Below are 18710 nucleotides of genomic sequence, written 5' to 3'. Positions count from 1 at the left end.
CGATGCCTACCAGCGATACCGCGCGCTGGCGGTCACGTTGCGCGCGTAGCCGTAGTAGCACCAGACGGCGCTGTTGCAGACCGAGACATAGTTGCGGTCGAACAGGTTGCTGGCGTTCAACTGCAGGCGCCAGCGACCGGTTTCGTAATGCACCACGCCATCGACCAGGGTGTACGACGGCGTCTGCCACTGGTTGTAGCTGTCGCCGTAATGCGCGCCCACGTAACGCACGCCGCCGCCGAAACCCAGCCCGGCCAGTGGACCGCTGACGATGGTGTAGTCGGCGCCGATCGCAGCCTGCTGCTTCGGCAGCAGCGGAATCTGCTTGCCCAGCGAGGGCAGGTCGTTGGTCGCGGTGACCTTCGAGTTGCTGTAGGTGTAGTCGCCGTACAGGCTGAAATTCGTGCCGAAGTTCCAGCGGCCTTCCAGCTCCACTCCGCGCAGGCGCGTCTGACCCTGCTGCACCTGGAACAAGGTGTGGTTGGGATCGATGGTGAGCGAGTTCTTCTGGGTGATCTGGTAGGTCGCCAGGCTGAGCAGGCCGTTGCCGCTGGCCGGCTGGAACTTCAGACCGGCCTCGTACTGATCGCCGGTGGTCGGCTTGAAGGCGGTGCCGGCGAAGTCGGTGCCCACGGTGGGCTGGAACGAGTGCGACCACGACACGTACGGCACGAAGCCGCTGTCAAAGCGGTAGTTGACGCCGATGCGGCCGGAGAAGGCGTGGTCGGTCTGCTGCGCACGGGTGTCGCCGATCAACTGGTTCGTGTTGGTGTCCACGTGATCCTGGCGGCCGCCGATGGTGATGCCCCAGCGATCGATCCTGATCTGGTCCTGCGCGTACACGCCGAGCTGCTTCTGCACCTGCAGCGTGTGCGTGGTGTAGGCGGGTACCGTCACCGGGCTGCCGTAGACCGGGTCGAAGATGTCCAGCGGCGGTGCGTTGAAATCGAACGCCGAGGCGTAGTCATCGTTCGAGCGGCGGTAGTCCACGCCCACCAGCACGGTGTGCTGCAGCGCGCCGGTGTCGAAGTCGTATTGCAGGTTGTTGTCGACGCTGAAGGTCTTGGTGTGGTTTTCGTTGGGGAAGGCGTAGCGGATCAGCGTGCGGTTGTCGGCCAGCAGACCGAACGCACCGATGTTGGCGCCGTCACTGTCCACGTCGGCCTTGCCGTAACGCAGGTTCTGCCTGAACGTCACGCCGTTGGCGAAGTCGTGGCGTAACGCGTAGCCGATCGAGGCCAGCGTCTTGTCATAGTCGTTCTGGCCGGGCTCGCCGGTGAAGCGGTGGCGGGAAATCTTGCCGTTGGGGTTGTACAACAACGTGCCTGCCGCGGGCAGGAAGCCGGCACCCGAATCGGTATCGCCCTTCTGGAAGCGCGACAGCACGGTCAGCGAGGTGGCGTCCGAGGGCTTCCACGTGATCGCGGGTGCGAGGTAGTAGCGGTCGTCCTTGATGTAGTCGGTCATGGTGTTGCTGTTGCGGGCCAGGCCGGTGAGGCGGTACAGCAGCGTGCCCGCGTCGTTCAGCGGACCACCGAAATCGAACGTGCCCTGGCGCAGGGCGAAGCTGCCGTACGCGACGCCCACTTCGTGCAGCGGCTGCGCGGTGGGCTGCTTGCTGATCATGTTGATCATGCCGCCCGGCGGCATCGCGCCGTACAGCACCGACGACGGTCCCTTGATCACCTCCAGCCGTTCCAGCCCGTAAGGTTCGATGCGGGTGATGCCGGTACCGGAGCCGGCGGGCAGGGCCAGCCCGTCGAGATAACGCGCCGGGGTGAAGCCGCGTACCAGCAACCAGTCGCTGCGCGAATCGGGGCCGTAGCCGCCACCTTGCGCGCCAGCGGTGTACCACACCGCTTCCTCGATGCCCTGGATGCCGCGGCGGGCCATCTGCTGGTCGGTGATCACCGACACCGACTGCGGGATCGCCACGATCGGCGTGTCGGTCTTGGTCACCGAATCGCTGTCCTTGACGATCTTCGCGCTGACCTGTACGCCCTTCAGCGTGGTGGCCTGTTGCGGCGAGGGCGTGGTGTCGGCGGCATGGACAACGGCTACGCCGCCGAACAAGGGCAGGCCAAGCAGAGCGCACTGGAGCGCACGGGGAAGACAACGCAGATGGAACCTGGACATCGGAAACCTTGGCGAGTGAGGGCGGTCGGCGCCGCACTCCGGCCGTCATCTTCGGGTGGTGACGGCCGGGGCGAACGGTTTGTTCTCGACGGCTCGACACAAGGCGTTCAGGCAGATGCGTCAGAAGTTGCGTATGAGAATGATTCGCATTGTAAATCCAATGCCGGGTTTTCGGCAACGCCGCCGTCCCGAGCCCGGTTCGTCCGGAGCCGTAGGGAAGGCCGGCTGCGCATCGCGGCACCTCGATGCCGCCCTCTGTGCGGGCTGCGCTCCGTGCGAACGGGGCAGAGATCCACGCCCTTCGCTCCGCTTGTTGCCCGGGCCAAGCCCAGCCTGGATGGCGGGGGGGGCTGAGTGACGCGGATAAGTGCCGTTCGACCGGGAAGCGGCTCAGCTTGCGGCGCGTGGCACGAAATGCAGCGCCAGCGAGTTCATGCAATAGCGCAAACCGGTCGGGTGTGGGCCGTCGTCGAAGACGTGGCCGAGATGGCTGTCGCAGCGGGCGCAGCGGATCTCGGTGCGTTCCATGCCGAGGGTGGCATCACGATTTTGCACCACGTTGTGAGCCGAGATGGGCTGCCAGAAGCTGGGCCAGCCGGTGCCCGAGTCGAACTCGGTGGCGTCGTCGTAAAGCGCGGTGCCGCAGCCGCGGCAGCGAAAGATGCCGCGTGCGGCAGGGCGTTCGTGCTCGCCGCTGAAGGCCCGTTCGGTACCGCGCCGACGCATGATGTCGAAGGAGGCTTGCGACAGGCGCTGGTGCCACTGGGCATCGGTCAGCACCAGCTTCAGCTCGCGATGCAGGCCAAGGTTGCGGCCGTCGTCGGCGAAGGTTTCCAGCAGGACCGAGCCCGGCGTGGTATGGATCAGCCCCGGTGGCCAGCTGTCGGCGCCGGCGGCGAGCAGGCGGGGCAACGCGATGCTGCCGCCCACGGCAAGCATCACGCCGCCGGCCAGGGCCGAACGCAGGAAGCGGCGGCGATCTGCGGCAATGACTTCATCGATGCGTGACATGACGGTCTCCTGGGGGAGTCGGAGGTGTGGAGTCGGCCATGGCGTTCAACGTCCGCGGCCGGCGCCCGATGGCTTCAGGTCTTTCCCGGCCACTTAGCCGAAGGTGAAGGCGTAGGCGCGCACGCCGGGGTCGAGGAAGGTGATCTTGAACACCCGCTCGCCGGTGCCGTGGGCCTGGCGCACCAGCTGGTACAGCCGCTGCGAGGTCACCGTGCCGTTGCCGTCGGCGTCGGTGTCCATGCCGTGGTCGGCGCCCGGTGCCTTGCCATCCAGCGTGACGCGGAAGCGCACCGGCTTGCCGTCCTTGGTCGGGCCCAGCACCAGGTGCAGGTCGCGGCCGCGGAAGCGGTAGCTGATGCTGCCGTCGGCGCGATCGAGCGTGGCGTCCTGCGGATGCACCGTCCAGCGGCCGTCGAGCGCCCACTGATTGGTAGCCAGCGTGGCGGGCGCGTGGTAGGGGAACGCATCGTCATGGGCCACCTGGCCGCTGGCGAAATTTTCTGCACGGGCGTAGCCGACGTAGGTTTCCGGCGAACGCTGCGCATCACCCGAGGCCGCTGCTTCCGCGCCTTTCGCGCCCGGCTGCACGTAACCGCCCGGCAGGTTCTTGTAGCCGGCGTCGGTGAGCAGGCGGCGAATCATGTCCTCGCCTTCCGCGTAGCCGCCTTCGCCAAAGTAGTGGTGGCGGATGCGGCCATGTGCGTCGATGAAGTAATCCGCCGGCCAGTATTCGTTGTTGAAGCCCTGCCAGATCGCGTAGTCGTCATCCAGCGCCACCGGATACTTCACGCCCAGGCGTTTCACGGCGGCGGCCACGTTGGCCGGGTCCTTCTCGAAGGCGAATTCCGGGGAATGCACGCCGATGATCACCAGGCCGTGGTCCTTGTACTTGTCGTACCAGGCTTCGACGTAAGGCAGCGAGCGCAGGCAGTTGATGCAGGAATAGGTCCAGAAATCCACCAGCACTACCTTGCCGCGCAGCGATTGCGGGGTCAGTGCGCCGCTGTTGAGCCAGCCGGTGGCACCGGCGAGCGAAGGAAACTGGCCTTCGATCGGCAGCGGCTCGCCGGCTTTCGGCGCCGGCTCGGCGGAGGCCGTCGACATGGGGCGTACCGCGTTGATCAGCTTCTGCTCGATGCCGCTGGTGCTGGCCAGCGAGACGCGGGTGAGCAGGCCGGTATCCGCACCCAGCGCAATCGCCACCACGCCGCACAGCACCAGCGCACCCAGCCCGCGGCGAACCCATTCGCCCGCGCCCAGCGAGCGCTTCATCACGGCGAATACACGGCCGCCCACGGCCAACGCCAGCGCCAGCGAGGTGGCCGCGCCGGCGGCGTAGACGAGCAGCAGCAGGGTGGTGGCCACGCTGGCGCCGTTCAGTGCCGCGCCGGTCAGCAGCAGGCCGAGGATCGGTCCGGCGCAGGGTGCCCACAGCAGGCCGGTGGCGATGCCCAGGCCCACCGCGCCCCAGATCGAATCCTGTTCCGAATCGGCGTGTTGCGACAGCCGGTTGCCCAGCGCCACGAACGGCCGGGTGATCCATTCGGCCAGGTGCGTGGAGAGCAGGGTAAGTCCGAGGAAGGCCAGCACCACCAGCGCCACGATGCGGCCGTACTGGTTCGCATGCACCGCCCAGCCACCGCCGACCGCGGCCAGCGTGGCGACAAGGGCGAAGGTGAGCGCCATGCCGATCAGCATCGGCAGGCCGTTGCGCGCGAACGGCCGGTCGGCGCGGGCGAACACGAACGGCAGTACCGGCAGGATGCACGGGCTGAGAATGGTCAGTACGCCGCCGAGGTAGGCGAGTAGCAGCAGGATCATGGCGTCAGGCACCTGTGGAAGGGTTCGCTGGGGTATTCGCCGGCTCTCGTCGGGCGGTTACATCCCCGAGAGCGTGGGCATGCTCTTGTATACGAGGTAACCATCGCGGTGGATGCGGCGAACCGGAAATGGAGTGAAACACCAGGAACAAGCATGCCCCTCTTGACCGCTGGCGGTTCATGGGTGATAGATGATGGTCTGCCTTCACCATCGGATCGCCCCTTTACCGTGTCAGTCGAAGCCGCCAGCCCCAGTGAGCAGGCCGAGCGCCAGCGGGCAGCGTGGATGGCTGCCGCGCAAGCGGGCGATCGGCGTGCCTATGAGCGTGTGCTGGCCAGTTCGCTGTCGTTGATCCGCAGCGTGGCGCGTCGGCAGGGCGTGCCGGTGGATTCGATCGATGACGTGGTGCAGGAAACCCTGTTGACTGTGCACCGCGTACGCCACACCTACGATCCGACCCGCTCGTTCGATGCGTGGCTGGCCGCCATTGCCAGCCGCCGCGCGATCGATGCCCTGCGCAGCCAGGGCCGCCGTGGCCGACGCGAAGTGCACGACGAATTCGCGCTGGACCAGCATCCCGATCGTGACGACGCCAGCGTCGAAGGCGAACGCGAACAGCAGGCGCTGCGCCTGCGCGACGCCATCGCCGAACTGCCGCCGGGTCAGCGTGAAGCGGTGGAGCAACTGGGATTGAAGGAACAGACATTGGCCGAGGCCGCCGCCTTGACAGGGCGAAATACCGGCGCACTGAAAGTGAACCTGCACCGCGCGCTTAAGGCGTTGCGCGGCCGCATGCACGGAGAACCCTAGAAACCATGTCGTCCGATCCACGCCGCCACGAAGCCCTGATCGATGCGCTCGGCGCCGAGCTGACGCCGGTACGGCGCCTGCTGCCGCCGTGGCTGCGCACGCTCGGTTGGCTGTTCGTCGTGATGGCCATCGCGGCGGGATTGCTGATGCGCTATGGCGATCAGCCGATGCTGCGGCGCTGGGCCGGTGCTCCCGATCTGGCCTGGGCGGCGGCCGGTGCCGTGTTCACCGCGGTCTGCGCCGCATGGTGTGCCTTTGTGCTGGGGGTGCCCGGACGTTCGCGTGCATGGGCCTGGTTGCCGGTGCCCGGCTTGCTGTTGTGGATCGGCGCCAGTGGCCTGGGTTGCCTGCGCACGTGGCTGGCGCCGGATACCGACATTGCCACCTTGCACCAATCCGTTGATTGCCTGGTGTTCATCATCAGTTTCTCGGTTCCGCTGTCGATATTGATGGTGTGGTTGCTGCGTCGCGCCTGCCCGTTGCGGCCGGCGCTTACCGCGGTGATGGTGGGGCTGGCCAGTGCTGCCGCCTCGGCCAGCCTGCTGGAGATTTGCCACAACTTCGACGCGGCGGCCACCGACCTGCTGACCCATGCGCTGGCCGTGGCCATCGTGGTGGGCGTCAACGTGGCGATGGGCGGGCGGCTGCTGTCGCGGCATTGATCGGCAGGTCGCCGCGAGTTGCGGTTTGCCTTGAGGTAACCGTCGACGTGCGGCCTGCGAAGAAAGGGACGGAAGCGGCCAGATCGCTTCCGTCCCTTTTCCTTTCAAGGATGCACCCATGAACACACGCACGCTTGTCGCCGTGGCTGTGGCCGCCGCCGTTGGCGCCTTCGCTTTCAGCCCGGTCTTCGCGCAGGATGCAATGTCCGGTTCGTCGATGTCGCACGATGCCATGCACAAGGGCAGCATGATGAAGAAGGACGCGATGAAGCACGATGCCATGAAGCATGACGCCATGAAGCATGACGCCATGAAGTCCGGCGCCATGAAGCATCAGGCGATGAAGTCCGATGCCATGATGAAAAAGGATGGCGCGATGATGAAGAAAGGCGCCATGAAGCACGACGCGATGAAGATGAAGAAGACCGGCGGTGATGCCATGAGCAGCGGTGGCTGACACGACAGTCCCGGCCTGACAGGCCGCGGGGCATGGCCGCCGGCAACGGATGCCATGCCCCGATTTCATGCCGGGCAGACGCGACAGGCGGATAATGCAGGAGTCCCACTGCCTGGGGTGACCACGTCATGTCTGCTTTTGCACGCCGGCTCGGTATCGAGCATCCCCTTGTCCAGGCGCCGATGGCCGGCTCCACCACGCCAGCCCTGGTTGCCGCTGTGTCCGCTGCGGGCGCCTTCGGTTCGCTGGGCGCCGGCTACCTGGAGCCGCAGGCCATCCTCGAGCAGGCTGGCCAGGTCCGCGCAACGACCGATCGCCCGTTTGGTATCAACCTGTTTGTGCTGCCCGATGAATTTTCGCCGGACATGACCGCGGTGGCGCGAGCACGCGAGTTGCTCGATGCCCTGATGGAGCGCGAAGGCCTCGAGGTGCGCACCGCACTGCCAGCACGCTGGGCACCGCGTTTCTCCGAGCAGCTCGCCGCGTTGCGCGAAGCGCGCCCGGCCGCAGCCAGCTTCACCTTCGGCCTGCTGACCACGGAGCAGGTGCTTGAGCTGAAACGGCTGGACATCATGGTGATCGGCAATGCCACCAGCGTGGCCGAGGCCCGTGCCTGGGCCGAGCATGGCGCCGACGCGGTGTGCGTGCAGGGTGCCGAGGCGGGCGGACATCGCGGCACCTTCATGCATGCGCCGGAAGAGGCGATGATCGGCCTGTTCGCGCTGATTCCACTGGTTGCCCGGGCCGTGGATATTCCGGTAATCGCCGCCGGCGGCATCATGGATGGCCGCGGGATACTGGCCGCCGAGGTGCTGGGCGCCGCGGCCAGCCAGCTCGGCACCGCCTTCCTGTCCTGTCCCGAAGCCTCGGCCGCCCCCGCCTGGAAGCGCGACCTGCCGAACGTGGAAGCGCATCGCGTGGCCAGCATTCGCAGCTTTTCCGGCCGAGCCGCGCGCGGCCTGCGCAACCATTACGTGGTGGCGATGGAGTCTGCCGCCGACGAACTGCCGCCGTACCCCATCCTGAATGCGCTGACCGCCCCGCTGCGCCGTGCCGCAGCTCAGGCTGGTCGCGGCGACCTGCTCTCCGAGTGGTGTGGCCAGGCGGCCGCCATGACACGGCCCCTGCCGGCCGGCGAGCTGGTGGCCCTGCTGATGGACGAATACGACAGCGCGGCACGGAATGCGGGTTGAATGAATGCGGTGCCTTGACCTTGTCTTGCGCTGCGGCGGTTATACTGCGCCCGCGCCATACCGCGCGCCGACCACGCCGCGAGGCACCCGCTCTTGAGTACACCCCGCAACGTCAAGGCCGATTCCACGGCCGCCCTGCGCAAAGCTGTCATCGATGCGCTGGAAGAATTGAAGGCCAAGGACATTCGCGAAATCGATGTCCTGGGCAAGACCTCCATTGCCGATCTGCTGGTGATCGCTTCCGGCACCTCCGCACGCCACGTCAAATCCATCGCCGACGAAGTGGTGAAGTTCGCCAAGAAGGCGGGCGTGATGCCGCTGGGCGTGGAAGGCGAGCAGGAAGGCGAGTGGGTGCTGGTGGATCTGGGCGATGTGATCGTCCACGTCATGCTGCCGCGCATCCGCGAGTTCTATGGCCTGGAGCGCTTGTGGACGGTGGGCGACCACGGCCACGACCTGGATGCCGCGAGCGCCGGGTGAACGCCAGGTTTTCTCCCTCGCAGGTACGGGAGAGGCCACGCTTTTCTCTCTCTCCCCGCCGGGGAGAGGGCCGGGGTGAGGGGACAATCTCGCGAGGTGTCTGTCACGAAGCGAAGCGCAGCTTTGGTGGGCGATATCGCGAGCACCCGCCCCTCACCTCAATCCCCTTCGACCGGCTCAGGACGGTGCTCTCTCCGCAGGGAAGAGGAGGCGAACGAGGCACTATGCGCGCTCCATTTCATAAAGGCGGGCAATGACGCGCGCGCGCATCATTGCCGTCGGTGAGCGCATGCCTGGCTGGGTGGCCGAAGGGTTTGCCGAGTACCGCAAACGGCTGTCGCATGAACTGCCGCTGGAACTGATCGAGCTGAAACCCGGTGTGCGTGGCAAGGGACGCGATGACGTCCGCGCCATGCAGGACGAGGGCGCCGCCATTCTTGCCGCGTTGCCGCGCGACACGCACGTGGTGGCGCTGGACGGGCACGGCAAGGCGTGGTCCAGCGAGGAGCTTGCCGAGCAACTGGCAAAGTGGCGCATGGCCGGGCGCGATCTGGCCTTCCTGATCGGTGGACCCGACGGTCACGCTGCCGAAGTGCTGGCGCGCGCCGACCAGCGCTGGTCGCTGGGCCCGCTGACCCTGCCGCACATGCTGGTACGGCTGGTGCTGGCCGAACAGTTGTATCGCGCCACCACCATCATGGCCGGGCATCCCTATCATCGTGCGTGAGGCGTCGATGGATCTGTCGCTGCTTGGCTGGCTGTTCGCGTTGGGCGTGGTTGCTCATAACGCCGAGGAGGCGTGGCTGTTGCCGAGCTGGCCGAAGCGGCCCACGCGCTGGCGCATCACTCCGAAGGTGTTTCGCCTGGGTGCGCTGGTGCTGTCATTGCTTGCCTTGCTGGCAGCTTGGCTGGCGGCAGTCGGCGGCAGGCACAGCGCCGGAGCCTATCTGCTGGCGGGCTATGCGCTGGCGATGGTGCTGAATGTCCTGGCGCCGCATGTGATCGCCTGCCTCGTCACGCGCAGTTACGCGCCAGGCACGGCGACAGCCGTGTTGTTCAACCTGCCGCTTGGCAGCTGGCTGATCCATCGGTTGCTGCAGGATGGCGCCATCGAGCCGGCGGTGTTTGCCTGGAGCGGGCCACTCGTGGTGCTGGGTCTGTTGGCCTTCGTTCCCGTGCTGTTCGCGCTGGGTGGCAAGCCGGGCGTCGCGCGCTAAGCTGATTGGACGACTCACTGCCGAGAGCTTTCCTCATGCCGTTCGAGATACGCCGTGCCGCCTTCCACGACCTCGATGCGCTGGTGCCGCTGTTCGATGGCTACCGCCGGTTCTATGGCAAGCCGTCCGATGAGGCAGGGGCGCGCGATTTCCTCACCACGCGTCTGCGCCTCAACGAATCGATGATTCTGCTGGCGCGCGACGAGCATGGTGCGGCGCTGGGTTTCACCCAACTCTATCCGCTGTTTTCCTCGGTGCGCATGGTGCGTACCTGGCTGCTCAACGACTTGTTCGTGGCAGCCGGTGCACGGCGGCAGGGCGTGGCGAAGGCCTTGCTGGAGGCCGCCGCCACACAGGCGCGAAACCTGGGGGCCGCCAGCCTGTCGCTGTCCACCGCGCTGGACAACGCGCCGGCCCAGGCCTTGTACGAATCGCTGGGCTGGCAACGCGACCGCCAGTTCTGCAGCTATGACCTGACACTTTGAGCGCACCGTTCACCGGGTTGCCAACGGGAGTCCGCATGCTTCACCTTGCCTCGCAATCGCCGCGCCGCCGCCAGCTGCTGGAGCAGCTTGGCGTGGACTTCAGCGTGCTTGATGTGGACGTGCCCGAGCAGCGGGCCGTCGGCGAATCGCCGCAGGCCTATGTCGGACGCGTGGCGGGGGACAAGGCGCGCGCCGGATTGGCGAAACTGGGTGCCGCGCCCGACGCACGGGTGCTGGGCGCGGATACCGAGGTGGTGCTGGACGACGAGGTGTTCGGCAAGCCGGGTGATGCGGCCGAAGCCGCGGCGATGCTGCGTCGGTTGTCCGGGCGCACGCATGCCGTGATCTCGACGGTATGGCTGGTGGACGCCAGGCACGAGCACTGCGTGACGTGCGTGTCGCAGGTGCGCTTTGCCTCGCTGGACGAGGCCGCCATCGCCGGCTATGTCGCGACCGGCGAATCGTTCGGCAAGGCCGGCGGCTACGCCATCCAGGGGCGCGGTGCGGCCTTGATCGAGCATCTGGATGGCAGCTATTCCGGCGTGATGGGGCTGCCCCTGTTCGAGACCGCGCGGTTGCTGCGCGAGGCCGGTATCGTCATCGCGTAGTGCGGCCGTTTCAGGCGTGATGCTGGGCGACCGCCACGAACAGCGCAATCATCGCCACCGCATTGTTGACGCCATGGGCCAATACCGACGGCCACAGCGAGCCGGATTTCAGCCGCAGCCAGCACAGCGCCAGCGCCAGCAGCATCAGGTCGGGCAGTGCGTACCACTTGAAGTGCAGGCCGGGCAGGTGCACCACGCCGAACAGCAGCACGCAGGCGGCCACCGCCCAGCCCACCGGCAGTCGTCGCAACAGTGCGGAAAGCAGGGCGCCACGAAACAGCACCTCTTCCACCAGCGGGCCGATGCTGACCACCATCACGGCCAGCAGCATGCGCAAGCCGGGCGTGGCGCTGTGGCCGAGCTGTTCCACGTTCTGGGTTACCGGATGGCCGTGCGCCAGCCATTGCGTGAGCCACCCGCCCAGCGGCGGCAACACCAGGCCGAGGGCCACGGCGGCAAGGTAGAACGTGGGTGTAGTTGGCCTGCACAGGCCGAAGCCGGGTGGTTGCGGCAACGACCACAAGTGCGGCCACCAGCGATGTGCCACGTACAGTGCGACCAGTGCAGCCACCGGAACGGTGACGATGACCATCAGCGTTACCGCATCCGGCTGTTGCATGATCGCGACGACCTGCTGCCGGATGCTGGAGGCGGACTCGCCCATGTGCCGGATGCCGACGACCAATCCCACCACGAAGCCAGCCAGCACGCTCAGCATCAATTGCAGCAGGAAGTACAGCGCGATCAGGCCGAGAGCCGACCAGATGCCCGGCGCCGGCAGGGCCACGGGTGGTTCGCCACGCGGCAGTGGCGGTGGCTGGATGGCATGTTCTGTCGTGGTCATGCCACGGGTCTCGTGGCGACCGTCCTCCGGGACGGCCGATGACGTGGTCCGTTCATGGCTTGCATCAAGCCAGCAGCAGCGCGCGGATGACTCCGACAACGGCCATGATCAGCACGGCAGCCCAGGCCAGCATCGAGAGCATGAAGCCGCCCTCGCGACGCGCCGCCTCCTGCAGGTAACCCGCCGCGTACCACACCCGGCCGACGATCCAGAACAGCCCCGCGATGCCGGCCCAGCCGGCGAAGCCGTAGTGCGTGGCCAGCCACAGCGTGGGCAGGAACATCACCGTGCCTTCCAGCGTATTCATCTGCACCCGATAGGCACGTTCGAAGTCGGGATGGCCGCTGGTGGCGGGCGCCTTGATGCCGTACTTCCCGCGGGCGTGGCCCACCGCGAACAGGGTGCCGAACAGCAGCAGGACGGTAAGCAGGACAACCAGGGCGGGCAGTTGCTGGAGCATGTCGGGTTTCCGGAAGGACAGGGCCCCACTTTACCGGTTTGGCAGCCTGGCGCGCGTAGCGCTATCGTCATGGTCCGGTGGCGATGGTGCCGCCAGGGGAGGCGGACATGGACTGGCAAAAGGGCGAAACCAGCAACAACGTCGAAGTCGACAGCGGTGGTGGCGGTGGGCCGCGCTTCGGCGGCGGCCGGCGGATGGGGCTGGGCGGCTTGCTGATACTTGCGATCCTGGGCTGGGTGTTCTTCAAGAACCCCATGGCCCTGCTCGACCAGGGCGGCGGTCAGCCCGCTACCACGGCGCCGAACGCGCAGCCGGCGCAGGTCGATCCGCAACAGAAACTGTTCGTGGAGAAGATCCTCGGTTCGACCGAAAAGACCTGGGGCGACATCTTCACTTCGATGGGGCGCACCTATACCGACCCGAAACTGGACCTGTTCAGCGGCGGCGTGAACACTGCCTGCGGCGCGGCATCCACCGCGGTGGGGCCGTTCTACTGCCCGGGTGACCACAAGATCTATCTGGACCTGGACTTCTTCCAGGAGCTGCAGAACCGCTTCCACGCCAGCGGCGATTTCGCGCGCGCCTACGTGATCGCGCACGAAGTGGGCCACCATGTGCAGCAGCAGCTCGGCATCTTCGCCAAGGTGCAGCAACTGCAGCGCCAGGGCGCGCAGATGGACGGCGCCGATGGCCTGTCGGTGCGGCAGGAACTGCAGGCCGACTGTTTCGCCGGGGTGTGGGCCAACCGCAGCCAGCAGCGCCTGCAATGGCTGCAGCCGGGCGACGTGGAGTCGGCGCTCAACGCGGCCAGCCAGATCGGTGACGACACCTTGCAGCGCGAGGCCCGCGGCACCGTGGTGCCCGATTCGTTCACCCACGGCACCTCGGCGCAGCGGGTGAAGTGGTTCAAGACCGGCATGGTCAGCGGTGACATCAGGAGCTGCAACACCTTCGCCGGGGAGCCGTAAGCATCTGGCTCTCGCGTAGGAGCGCACCCTGTGCGCGAAGGCTTTTTCGGATGTCTGGCCAGAAACCTTCGCGCACAGGGTGCGCTCCTACCCGTGCTGGTGGGTGGTTCCGGGCGGTCCCACCTTCCGTCGCTAGGCGATCGGATCTAGACTCCGCGAGCTGCGTGCCTTGGGGTGCGCTTTCGCTGGCTTGCATGAGTCATCCCTGCCTGAGTTGCGGCGCCTGCTGCGCCTTTTTTCGCATTGCCTTCCACTGGTCCGAGACCGACCCCTTGCTGGGCGGAACCGTGCCTGCCGAACTCACCGAAAAGCTGGACCCGCATCGCGTTGTGATGCGCGGTACGCAGTCGAAGACACCGCGCTGCGTGGCGCTGGTGGGCGAGATTGGCGTGGCTGCCCATTGCGGCATTCACCCGATCAAGCCCTCGGTGTGCCGCGAGGTCGAGCCGTCCTGGGAGTTCGGGCGGCATAGCCTGCAATGCGACAAGGGGCGTATCGCCCATGGCCTGTTGCCGTTGACGCCAGCGGACTGGCCGACGCCGGTGATCCCGGTGCCGGTCCTGCCGCTGGTGCCGGAGTTGCCGCTGGACGAGCCGGCCATCGCCGTGCTGGCCAGCCTCGATCTGCCGCCGGCCACGGGCGGTACGGGTATTCCGGTGTAGGTACGCAAGGCTTGGGTGCCGGGCGGTTTCACAGTGCGGCCGGGTGCTGTCCGGATCAATCCATGGGCGGCTGCACCGTACTGGCTTGCGTCGCGGTGTCGAAGCGATAAAGGTCCATCGCGAGGAAGCCCAGGTCGATGCCGGCATCGATGCGCCGGGCCTGCGCCGATGTGCCCGCAGCGCCCAGTGCCACGAACAAGGGCAGCAGGTGTTCGTCCGTGGGATGGGCGCGTTCGGCGAATGGCGCCTGGTGACGGTAGTCGAGCAGAGCGTCGACGTCGCCGGCGGCCAGGCGCTGTTCGATCCAGTCGGTGAACGGGCGCACGTAGGGCGCCTCGCGCGCTTCGCTGTAACCGGCACGGAAGTCACCCAGGTTGTGCGTGATGCTGCCCGAACCGATGACCAGCACGCCTTCCTCGCGCAGCGGTGCCAGCGCGCGGCCCATGGCGAGCGCATGGGCCGGGCCGGCCTCGGGCTGGATCGATACCGGCACGACCGGGATGTCGGCTTGCGGATAAAGCAGGCGTAGCGGAACCCATACGCCATGATCGAGACCGCGCGATGGGTCGAGCCCGGGCTGCAGGCCTGCCGCGTCAAGCAGCGATGCCACGTGGGCAGCCAGGCCGGGCACCCCCGGTGCCGGGTAGTTCAGCGCGTGGAGCTCGCGCGGGAAGCCATAAAAGTCGTGGATGGTGGCCGGCCGCACTGCGCTGCCGACGTGCGGCGAGCGGGCCAGCCAATGCGCCGAGGCGATCACGATGGCTTTCGGCCGCGGCAACGTCGCAGCCAGTTCAGCCAGGCGAATGCCGGTGAGGCCGGGTTGCAGCGCGGTCATCGGCGAGCCGTGCGAGACGTACAGGCTGGGCAGGGCGGACATGGCGAATCACTGTCGAGGAGATCGCCTCAAGGTAAGGGATGTTGACGATTTTGCAGCGGCGTTCGGGTGAACGGCGTGTTGCCGTATTGAAACGATGGGCCCCGCACCGCGATGGAGTCGACTCATCGTGACACCGCGTGTCGGACCGACGAGTGGCGTGCAGCGAAGTTGCGAGGGCCTGCCCGGATGGATGCGGGCAGGCCTCGTTCCCGATCTGCTTACTTGCGTCGCGGCGGCTTGCCGCCACCGTTGTCGCGGGCGTGCGGTTTGCGTGCGCCGGGCTTGAACCCGCCGGGCTTGCGGAAGCCGCCCGGCGCGCGCGCTGGCGCGCTGGTCCCCTCGTCGGTGTCCTTGCCGTCCCACGGGTGGATGCGCAACTGCTGGCGCGCCACCCAGACCTTCTTCAGGTGCTCGAACACTTCCGCGGGCATGCCTTCGGGCAGGTCGACCAGGCTGTAATCGCCGCGGATGCTGAGGCGACCGATGAACTGGCTGTCGAGCCCGGCTTCGTTGGCGATGGCGCCGACGATGTTGCCCGGCTTCACACCGTGATCGTGACCGACTTCGATGCGGTAGGTGGTCTTGCCTGCCTCGGTCGCGTGGGGGCGGTGCACATGCTCGTGCGCGGACGGACGCTCGCGCTGGGGCGGACGATCATGCGAGGGGCGCTTGTTGTCGTCACGCTGGCGCGGCGGACGGCTGTTGCCATCATTCGTGCGCGGTGCGTATTCGCGCGGCGGCGGCGCCGTGAGCAGCAGCGGGCGATCGCCCTGGGAGATACGTGCCAGCGCGGCGGCGATCTCGATCGCCGGCACGTTGTGCTCCTGCTCGTACTGCTCGATCAGCTGCTGGAAAAACGCCAGGTCGCCGACCGCCAGCGTGTCGCTGATGTTCTGCTTGAAGCGGCTGATGCGCACGTTGTTCACCGCTTCCACGGTGGGCAGTTTCATCTCTTCGATGCGCTGGCGGGTGGCGCGTTCGATGGCGTGCAGCATGCCTTTCTCGCGCGGCGTGACGAACAGGATCGCTTCGCCGCTGCGGCCCGCACGGCCGGTACGACCGATGCGGTGCACGTAGCTTTCGGTGTCGTACGGAATGTCGTAGTTCAGCACGTGGCTGATGCGCTCCACGTCGAGGCCGCGCGCGGCCACGTCGGTGGCGACCAGGATGTCGAGCTTGCCGTCCTTGAGCTGCTGGATCACCCGCTCGCGCTGTGGCTGGGCGATGTCGCCGTTGATCGCGGCAGCGGCCAGGCCGCGCGCGGACAGCTTTTCGGCCAGTTCCTCGGTGGCCTGCTTGGTGCGCGCGAAGATGATCATCGCGTCGAACGGTTCGGCCTCCAGGATGCGCGTCATCGCGTCGAGCTTGTGCAGCCCGCTGACGAACCAGTAGCGCTGGCGGATGTTGGCGGCCGTGGTGGTGGCGGCCTTGATGGTGATCTCGACCGGGTCCTTCAGGTGCTTCTGCGCGATCTTGCGGATCACCGTCGGCATGGTGGCGGAGAACAGGGCCACCTGGCGCTCGGGCGGCGTCGCCTGCAGCACTTTTTCGACGTCGTCGATGAAGCCCATGCGCAGCATCTCGTCGGCCTCGTCGAGCACCAGGTACTTCAGCTCGGAGAGATCCAGCGTGCCCTTGTCCAGGTGATCGATCACCCGGCCCGGCGTACCCACCACGACCTGCACGCCACGACGCAGCGCATGCAGCTGCGGGCCATAGCTCTGGCCACCGTAGATCGGCAGCACCTGCAGCCCGGGCATGTGCGCGGCGTAACGCTGGAATGCCTCGGCCACCTGGATGGCCAGTTCGCGCGTGGGCGCCAGCACCAGCGCCTGCGGCTTGCCGGGCTTGAGGTCGATGCGTGACAGGATCGGCAGCGCGAACGCGGCGGTCTTGCCGGTGCCGGTCTGCGCCTGGCCCAGTACGTCGCGGCCTTCCAGCAGCGGCGGGATGGTGGCGGCCTGGATCGGCGATGGGGATTCGTAGCCGACGTCGGTCAGTGCGCGCATTACCTCCGGGGAAAGGGCAAGCGCGCCAAAGCCGGCGGAGGCCGGGGCGGAGTCGGAGGAAGGGGCAGACATGGGGGAACCTCGGCTGGCATGCGCGAAGGCATGCGAAAGAATGGTCACTATTGTAGCAGCCTGCGAGGACTTGCTCTCGCGCGGCCGGGCCATGGCGGCTCGCCCTGCAAAAAATGCTTGCCGGGACGTCTGGACGTCCACCCGTGCCGCAGCGGGTCGGCATGGGGCACCGTTGGCGGGTCGCCGGCCAGCCGGTGGCGCGGGTCGGTCCACTATCATGGAATTTCCCCACGGCGAGGATGAGCATGAGCGCAATCGAGACGATCTCCGAACAACGCTGCTTTGGCGGTGTGCAGGGCTTTTACCGGCATGCATCGACGGCGTGCGGCGGCCCGATGCGCTTCGCGTTGTATCTGCCGCCACAGGCCGCACAGGGGCCGTGTCCGTTGCTGTATTTCCTGGCCGGACTCACCTGCACCGAGGAAACCGCCACGTTGAAGGCCGGCATGCAGCGACTGGCCGCCGAGCTGGGCATGGCGCTGGTGATGCCTGACACCAGCCCGCGCGATACCGGTTTCGACGGTGCCACCGGCGACTGGGAATTCGGCGAGGGCGCGGGTTTCTACCTCGATGCGACGCAGGCGCCGTGGTCGACGCGTTTTCGCATGGAAAGCTACGTGGTGGACGAATTGCCCGCGTTGCTGGCGGAACACTTTCCGGTGGAGGTGTCGCGCAGCGCGCTGTGCGGTCACTCGATGGGAGGCCATGGCGCGCTGACCCTGGCGCTGAAACATCCGCAGCGCTATCGCTCGGTGTCGGCGTTTGCCCCGATCATGGCGCCCACGCAGGTGCCGTGGGGGCGCAAGGCATTCCCGCGTTATCTCGGTGACGATGCGTCGACCTGGGCCGGGCACGATGCCTGCGAACTCGTGCGGCAACACACGTTTCCCGGCACGATCCTGATCGACCAGGGCGAAGCCGATCCGTTTTTGCACACCCAGTTGCGGCCAGAATTGTTCGAACAGGCTTGTGCCGCGGCCGGGCAATCGCTGCAGTTGCGTCGTCACGCCGGCTATGACCATAGCTACTGGTTCATCGCCAGTTTCATCGAGGACCATGTGCGCCATCACGCCGATGCACTGGGACTCGCATGATCGTCTTGCCGGAACTCGAAACACCGCGTACCCGCATCCGCCTGATGGCGGGCCCGGATACGCAAGCCCTGTTGCGCTATCGCAGTGAAAACCGCGAGCACCTGGCGCCATGGGAGCCGCTGCGAGACGCGACGTATTACACGCCGGAACATTGCGCCCGCACGATTGCCGACGGGCGCGAAGCGGCACGGCTCGATCGCGGTTATCCGCTGGCCGTGTTCGACACGGGCGAGACGGAGATCCTCGCCACGATCACCTTCGCCAACGTGATGCGCGGCCCGTTCCAGGCTTGCCTGCTCGGCTATGGCGCGGCGGCTCGGACGCAAGGGCAGGGACTGATGTACGAAGCCCTGCAAGCCGCGCTGGGTTGGGCCTTTGGCGAACTGGATTTGCACCGCGTGATGGCGAACCACTTGCCGATCAACGAACGCAGCGCACGCCTGCTGGCGCGGCTGGGCTTCGAGCGCGAGGGCTATGCGAAAAACTATCTGCGCATCGCCGGCACGTGGCAGGACCACGTGCTGACGGCGAAAACGCGCGCCGGGGATTGAGGCGCGCATGCCCGCCAGACGATCGCCGGATTCGCCGAGGCTTTGAACTATTTGGTTGGCGACGAAGCTCGGCCAAGAAAGACCGTTCGCGCTGAGCGCAGCTTGCCTTGGCAAGCGCACGCGGAGAGTAGCCACGGATGGCTACGGTTTTGAGGAGCGAAGAAGCCGAAGCGCCTGCAGGCGATCACCCTTCGACTCCGGCCCTACGGGCCTACGCTCAGGGCGAACGGTGAGGTATCGGTTGAACCTTGTCGCCAATCAGGTTGGACGACATGAGCGCCCTGCCACGACAT

The 18710-nt window shown here is 66.8% G+C and carries 20 protein-coding genes; 13 read left to right on the top strand and 7 right to left on the bottom strand.

The genetic code is table 11. The features are described from left to right. Window positions 1-6: 6 nt before the first annotated feature. The 3 genes from AB7849_RS12125 to AB7849_RS12115 all read right to left on the bottom strand — a co-directional run bounded on the left by AB7849_RS12125 (window position 7) and on the right by AB7849_RS12115 (window position 4968). Complete coding sequence (locus AB7849_RS12125) at window positions 7-2136, bottom strand: TonB-dependent siderophore receptor (RefSeq protein ID WP_037101729.1); 2130 nt, start codon at window positions 2134-2136, stop codon at window positions 7-9. A 390-nt stretch (window positions 2137-2526) separates the two neighbouring features. Further along, window positions 2527-3147 carry a peptide-methionine (R)-S-oxide reductase MsrB gene (gene msrB / locus AB7849_RS12120; protein WP_008214926.1) on the bottom strand — a complete coding sequence of 207 codons (621 nt, stop codon included), beginning with the start codon at window positions 3145-3147 and terminating at the stop codon, window positions 2527-2529. 93 nt (window positions 3148-3240) lie between these two features. Then, window positions 3241-4968, bottom strand: coding sequence for a cytochrome c biogenesis protein DipZ (locus AB7849_RS12115; protein WP_008214925.1), 1728 nt, complete (start codon window positions 4966-4968; stop codon window positions 3241-3243). 285 nt (window positions 4969-5253) lie between these two features. On the opposite strand from AB7849_RS12115, the gene AB7849_RS12110 reads away from it, so the two are divergent. The 9 genes from AB7849_RS12110 to AB7849_RS12070 all read left to right on the top strand — a co-directional run bounded on the left by AB7849_RS12110 (window position 5254) and on the right by AB7849_RS12070 (window position 10880). Beyond that, window positions 5254-5778 (top strand): RNA polymerase sigma factor, encoded by a 525-nt coding sequence (locus AB7849_RS12110; RefSeq protein ID WP_008214915.1) that lies wholly within the window; start codon window positions 5254-5256, stop codon window positions 5776-5778. Between the two features lie 5 nt (window positions 5779-5783). Further along, entirely contained in the window at window positions 5784-6440 is a 657-nt protein-coding gene (locus AB7849_RS12105; protein ID WP_008214913.1) for an NrsF family protein, read from the top strand. A 118-nt stretch (window positions 6441-6558) separates the two neighbouring features. Then, complete coding sequence (locus AB7849_RS12100; RefSeq protein ID WP_008214910.1) at window positions 6559-6897, top strand: pentapeptide MXKDX repeat protein; 339 nt, start codon at window positions 6559-6561, stop codon at window positions 6895-6897. Between the two features lie 128 nt (window positions 6898-7025). Beyond that, entirely contained in the window at window positions 7026-8090 is a 1065-nt protein-coding gene (locus AB7849_RS12095) for an NAD(P)H-dependent flavin oxidoreductase (RefSeq protein WP_037101726.1), read from the top strand. Between the two features lie 93 nt (window positions 8091-8183). Beyond that, a complete protein-coding gene (gene rsfS, locus AB7849_RS12090; protein ID WP_008214905.1) occupies window positions 8184-8570 on the top strand; it encodes a ribosome silencing factor in 387 nt (128 codons plus the stop codon). 253 nt (window positions 8571-8823) lie between these two features. Then, the gene (gene rlmH / locus AB7849_RS12085; RefSeq protein WP_008214903.1) at window positions 8824-9297 is read left to right on the top strand and encodes a 23S rRNA (pseudouridine(1915)-N(3))-methyltransferase RlmH; all 474 of its coding nucleotides are present in this window, start codon (window positions 8824-8826) and stop codon (window positions 9295-9297) included. Window positions 9298-9304: 7 nt separating this feature from the next. Further along, a complete protein-coding gene (locus tag AB7849_RS12080; protein WP_008214901.1) occupies window positions 9305-9787 on the top strand; it encodes an HXXEE domain-containing protein in 483 nt (160 codons plus the stop codon). Between the two features lie 35 nt (window positions 9788-9822). Next, on the top strand, window positions 9823-10272 hold the full coding sequence (locus AB7849_RS12075) for a GNAT family N-acetyltransferase (protein WP_008214899.1): 450 nt from the start codon (window positions 9823-9825) through the stop codon (window positions 10270-10272). 35 nt (window positions 10273-10307) lie between these two features. Beyond that, window positions 10308-10880, top strand: coding sequence for a Maf family protein (locus AB7849_RS12070; protein WP_008214897.1), 573 nt, complete (start codon window positions 10308-10310; stop codon window positions 10878-10880). A 10-nt stretch (window positions 10881-10890) separates the two neighbouring features. Here AB7849_RS12070 and AB7849_RS12065 read toward each other — a convergent pair whose 3' ends face one another. Then, a complete protein-coding gene (locus tag AB7849_RS12065; protein WP_008214896.1) occupies window positions 10891-11724 on the bottom strand; it encodes a CPBP family intramembrane glutamic endopeptidase in 834 nt (277 codons plus the stop codon). Between the two features lie 64 nt (window positions 11725-11788). Next, window positions 11789-12184, bottom strand: coding sequence for an MAPEG family protein (locus AB7849_RS12060; RefSeq protein ID WP_008214895.1), 396 nt, complete (start codon window positions 12182-12184; stop codon window positions 11789-11791). A gap of 107 nt (window positions 12185-12291) precedes the next feature. On the opposite strand from AB7849_RS12060, the gene ypfJ reads away from it, so the two are divergent. Together ypfJ and AB7849_RS12050 are read left to right on the top strand one after the other, a co-directional pair. Further along, the gene (gene ypfJ / locus AB7849_RS12055; protein WP_369501104.1) at window positions 12292-13152 is read left to right on the top strand and encodes a KPN_02809 family neutral zinc metallopeptidase; all 861 of its coding nucleotides are present in this window, start codon (window positions 12292-12294) and stop codon (window positions 13150-13152) included. Window positions 13153-13346: 194 nt separating this feature from the next. After that, window positions 13347-13814 (top strand): YkgJ family cysteine cluster protein, encoded by a 468-nt coding sequence (locus AB7849_RS12050; protein ID WP_081491837.1) that lies wholly within the window; start codon window positions 13347-13349, stop codon window positions 13812-13814. 55 nt (window positions 13815-13869) lie between these two features. Here AB7849_RS12050 and AB7849_RS12045 read toward each other — a convergent pair whose 3' ends face one another. Then, complete coding sequence (locus tag AB7849_RS12045; RefSeq protein WP_008214889.1) at window positions 13870-14691, bottom strand: dioxygenase family protein; 822 nt, start codon at window positions 14689-14691, stop codon at window positions 13870-13872. 218 nt (window positions 14692-14909) lie between these two features. Further along, window positions 14910-16772 carry a DEAD/DEAH box helicase gene (locus tag AB7849_RS12040; RefSeq protein WP_037101720.1) on the bottom strand — a complete coding sequence of 621 codons (1863 nt, stop codon included), beginning with the start codon at window positions 16770-16772 and terminating at the stop codon, window positions 14910-14912. Window positions 16773-17017: 245 nt separating this feature from the next. Here AB7849_RS12040 and fghA point away from each other — a divergent pair, with 245 nt between their 5' ends. Both fghA and AB7849_RS12030 read left to right on the top strand, forming a co-directional pair. Continuing rightward, window positions 17018-17866: an S-formylglutathione hydrolase gene (gene fghA / locus AB7849_RS12035; protein ID WP_008214884.1), complete on the top strand. Its 849-nt coding sequence runs from the start codon at window positions 17018-17020 to the stop codon at window positions 17864-17866. After that, the gene (locus AB7849_RS12030) at window positions 17863-18417 is read left to right on the top strand and encodes a GNAT family N-acetyltransferase (protein WP_008214882.1); all 555 of its coding nucleotides are present in this window, start codon (window positions 17863-17865) and stop codon (window positions 18415-18417) included. Before fghA ends, AB7849_RS12030 begins: the two co-directional genes overlap by 4 nt. The last annotated feature ends 293 nt before the right edge of the window (window positions 18418-18710 follow it).

The organism is Rhodanobacter sp. FW021-MT20, from assembly GCF_041107475.1.
Taxonomy (GTDB): domain Bacteria; phylum Pseudomonadota; class Gammaproteobacteria; order Xanthomonadales; family Rhodanobacteraceae; genus Rhodanobacter_A; species Rhodanobacter_A glycinis.
This window is presented reverse-complemented; position numbering and strand designations above follow the sequence as displayed.

What these genes read in the sequence shown, in the direction of transcription:
- fghA (WP_008214884.1), top strand. Translation starts at nt 17,018, where the DNA reads ATGAGCGCAATCGAGACGATCTCCGAACAACGCTGCTTTGGCGGTGTG.
- ypfJ (WP_369501104.1), top strand. Translation starts at nt 12,292, where the DNA reads ATGGACTGGCAAAAGGGCGAAACCAGCAACAACGTCGAAGTCGACAGC.
- AB7849_RS12125 (WP_037101729.1), bottom strand. Translation starts at nt 2,136, where the DNA reads ATGTCCAGGTTCCATCTGCGTTGTCTTCCCCGTGCGCTCCAGTGCGCT.
- AB7849_RS12075 (WP_008214899.1), top strand. Translation starts at nt 9,823, where the DNA reads ATGCCGTTCGAGATACGCCGTGCCGCCTTCCACGACCTCGATGCGCTG.
- AB7849_RS12110 (WP_008214915.1), top strand. Translation starts at nt 5,254, where the DNA reads ATGGCTGCCGCGCAAGCGGGCGATCGGCGTGCCTATGAGCGTGTGCTG.
- rlmH (WP_008214903.1), top strand. Translation starts at nt 8,824, where the DNA reads ATGACGCGCGCGCGCATCATTGCCGTCGGTGAGCGCATGCCTGGCTGG.
- AB7849_RS12060 (WP_008214895.1), bottom strand. Translation starts at nt 12,184, where the DNA reads ATGCTCCAGCAACTGCCCGCCCTGGTTGTCCTGCTTACCGTCCTGCTG.
- AB7849_RS12040 (WP_037101720.1), bottom strand. Translation starts at nt 16,772, where the DNA reads ATGTCTGCCCCTTCCTCCGACTCCGCCCCGGCCTCCGCCGGCTTTGGC.
- AB7849_RS12115 (WP_008214925.1), bottom strand. Translation starts at nt 4,968, where the DNA reads ATGATCCTGCTGCTACTCGCCTACCTCGGCGGCGTACTGACCATTCTC.
- AB7849_RS12065 (WP_008214896.1), bottom strand. Translation starts at nt 11,724, where the DNA reads ATGACCACGACAGAACATGCCATCCAGCCACCGCCACTGCCGCGTGGC.
- AB7849_RS12105 (WP_008214913.1), top strand. Translation starts at nt 5,784, where the DNA reads ATGTCGTCCGATCCACGCCGCCACGAAGCCCTGATCGATGCGCTCGGC.
- AB7849_RS12100 (WP_008214910.1), top strand. Translation starts at nt 6,559, where the DNA reads ATGAACACACGCACGCTTGTCGCCGTGGCTGTGGCCGCCGCCGTTGGC.
- AB7849_RS12030 (WP_008214882.1), top strand. Translation starts at nt 17,863, where the DNA reads ATGATCGTCTTGCCGGAACTCGAAACACCGCGTACCCGCATCCGCCTG.
- AB7849_RS12080 (WP_008214901.1), top strand. Translation starts at nt 9,305, where the DNA reads ATGGATCTGTCGCTGCTTGGCTGGCTGTTCGCGTTGGGCGTGGTTGCT.
- AB7849_RS12070 (WP_008214897.1), top strand. Translation starts at nt 10,308, where the DNA reads ATGCTTCACCTTGCCTCGCAATCGCCGCGCCGCCGCCAGCTGCTGGAG.
- msrB (WP_008214926.1), bottom strand. Translation starts at nt 3,147, where the DNA reads ATGTCACGCATCGATGAAGTCATTGCCGCAGATCGCCGCCGCTTCCTG.
- AB7849_RS12045 (WP_008214889.1), bottom strand. Translation starts at nt 14,691, where the DNA reads ATGTCCGCCCTGCCCAGCCTGTACGTCTCGCACGGCTCGCCGATGACC.
- AB7849_RS12050 (WP_081491837.1), top strand. Translation starts at nt 13,347, where the DNA reads ATGAGTCATCCCTGCCTGAGTTGCGGCGCCTGCTGCGCCTTTTTTCGC.
- AB7849_RS12095 (WP_037101726.1), top strand. Translation starts at nt 7,026, where the DNA reads ATGTCTGCTTTTGCACGCCGGCTCGGTATCGAGCATCCCCTTGTCCAG.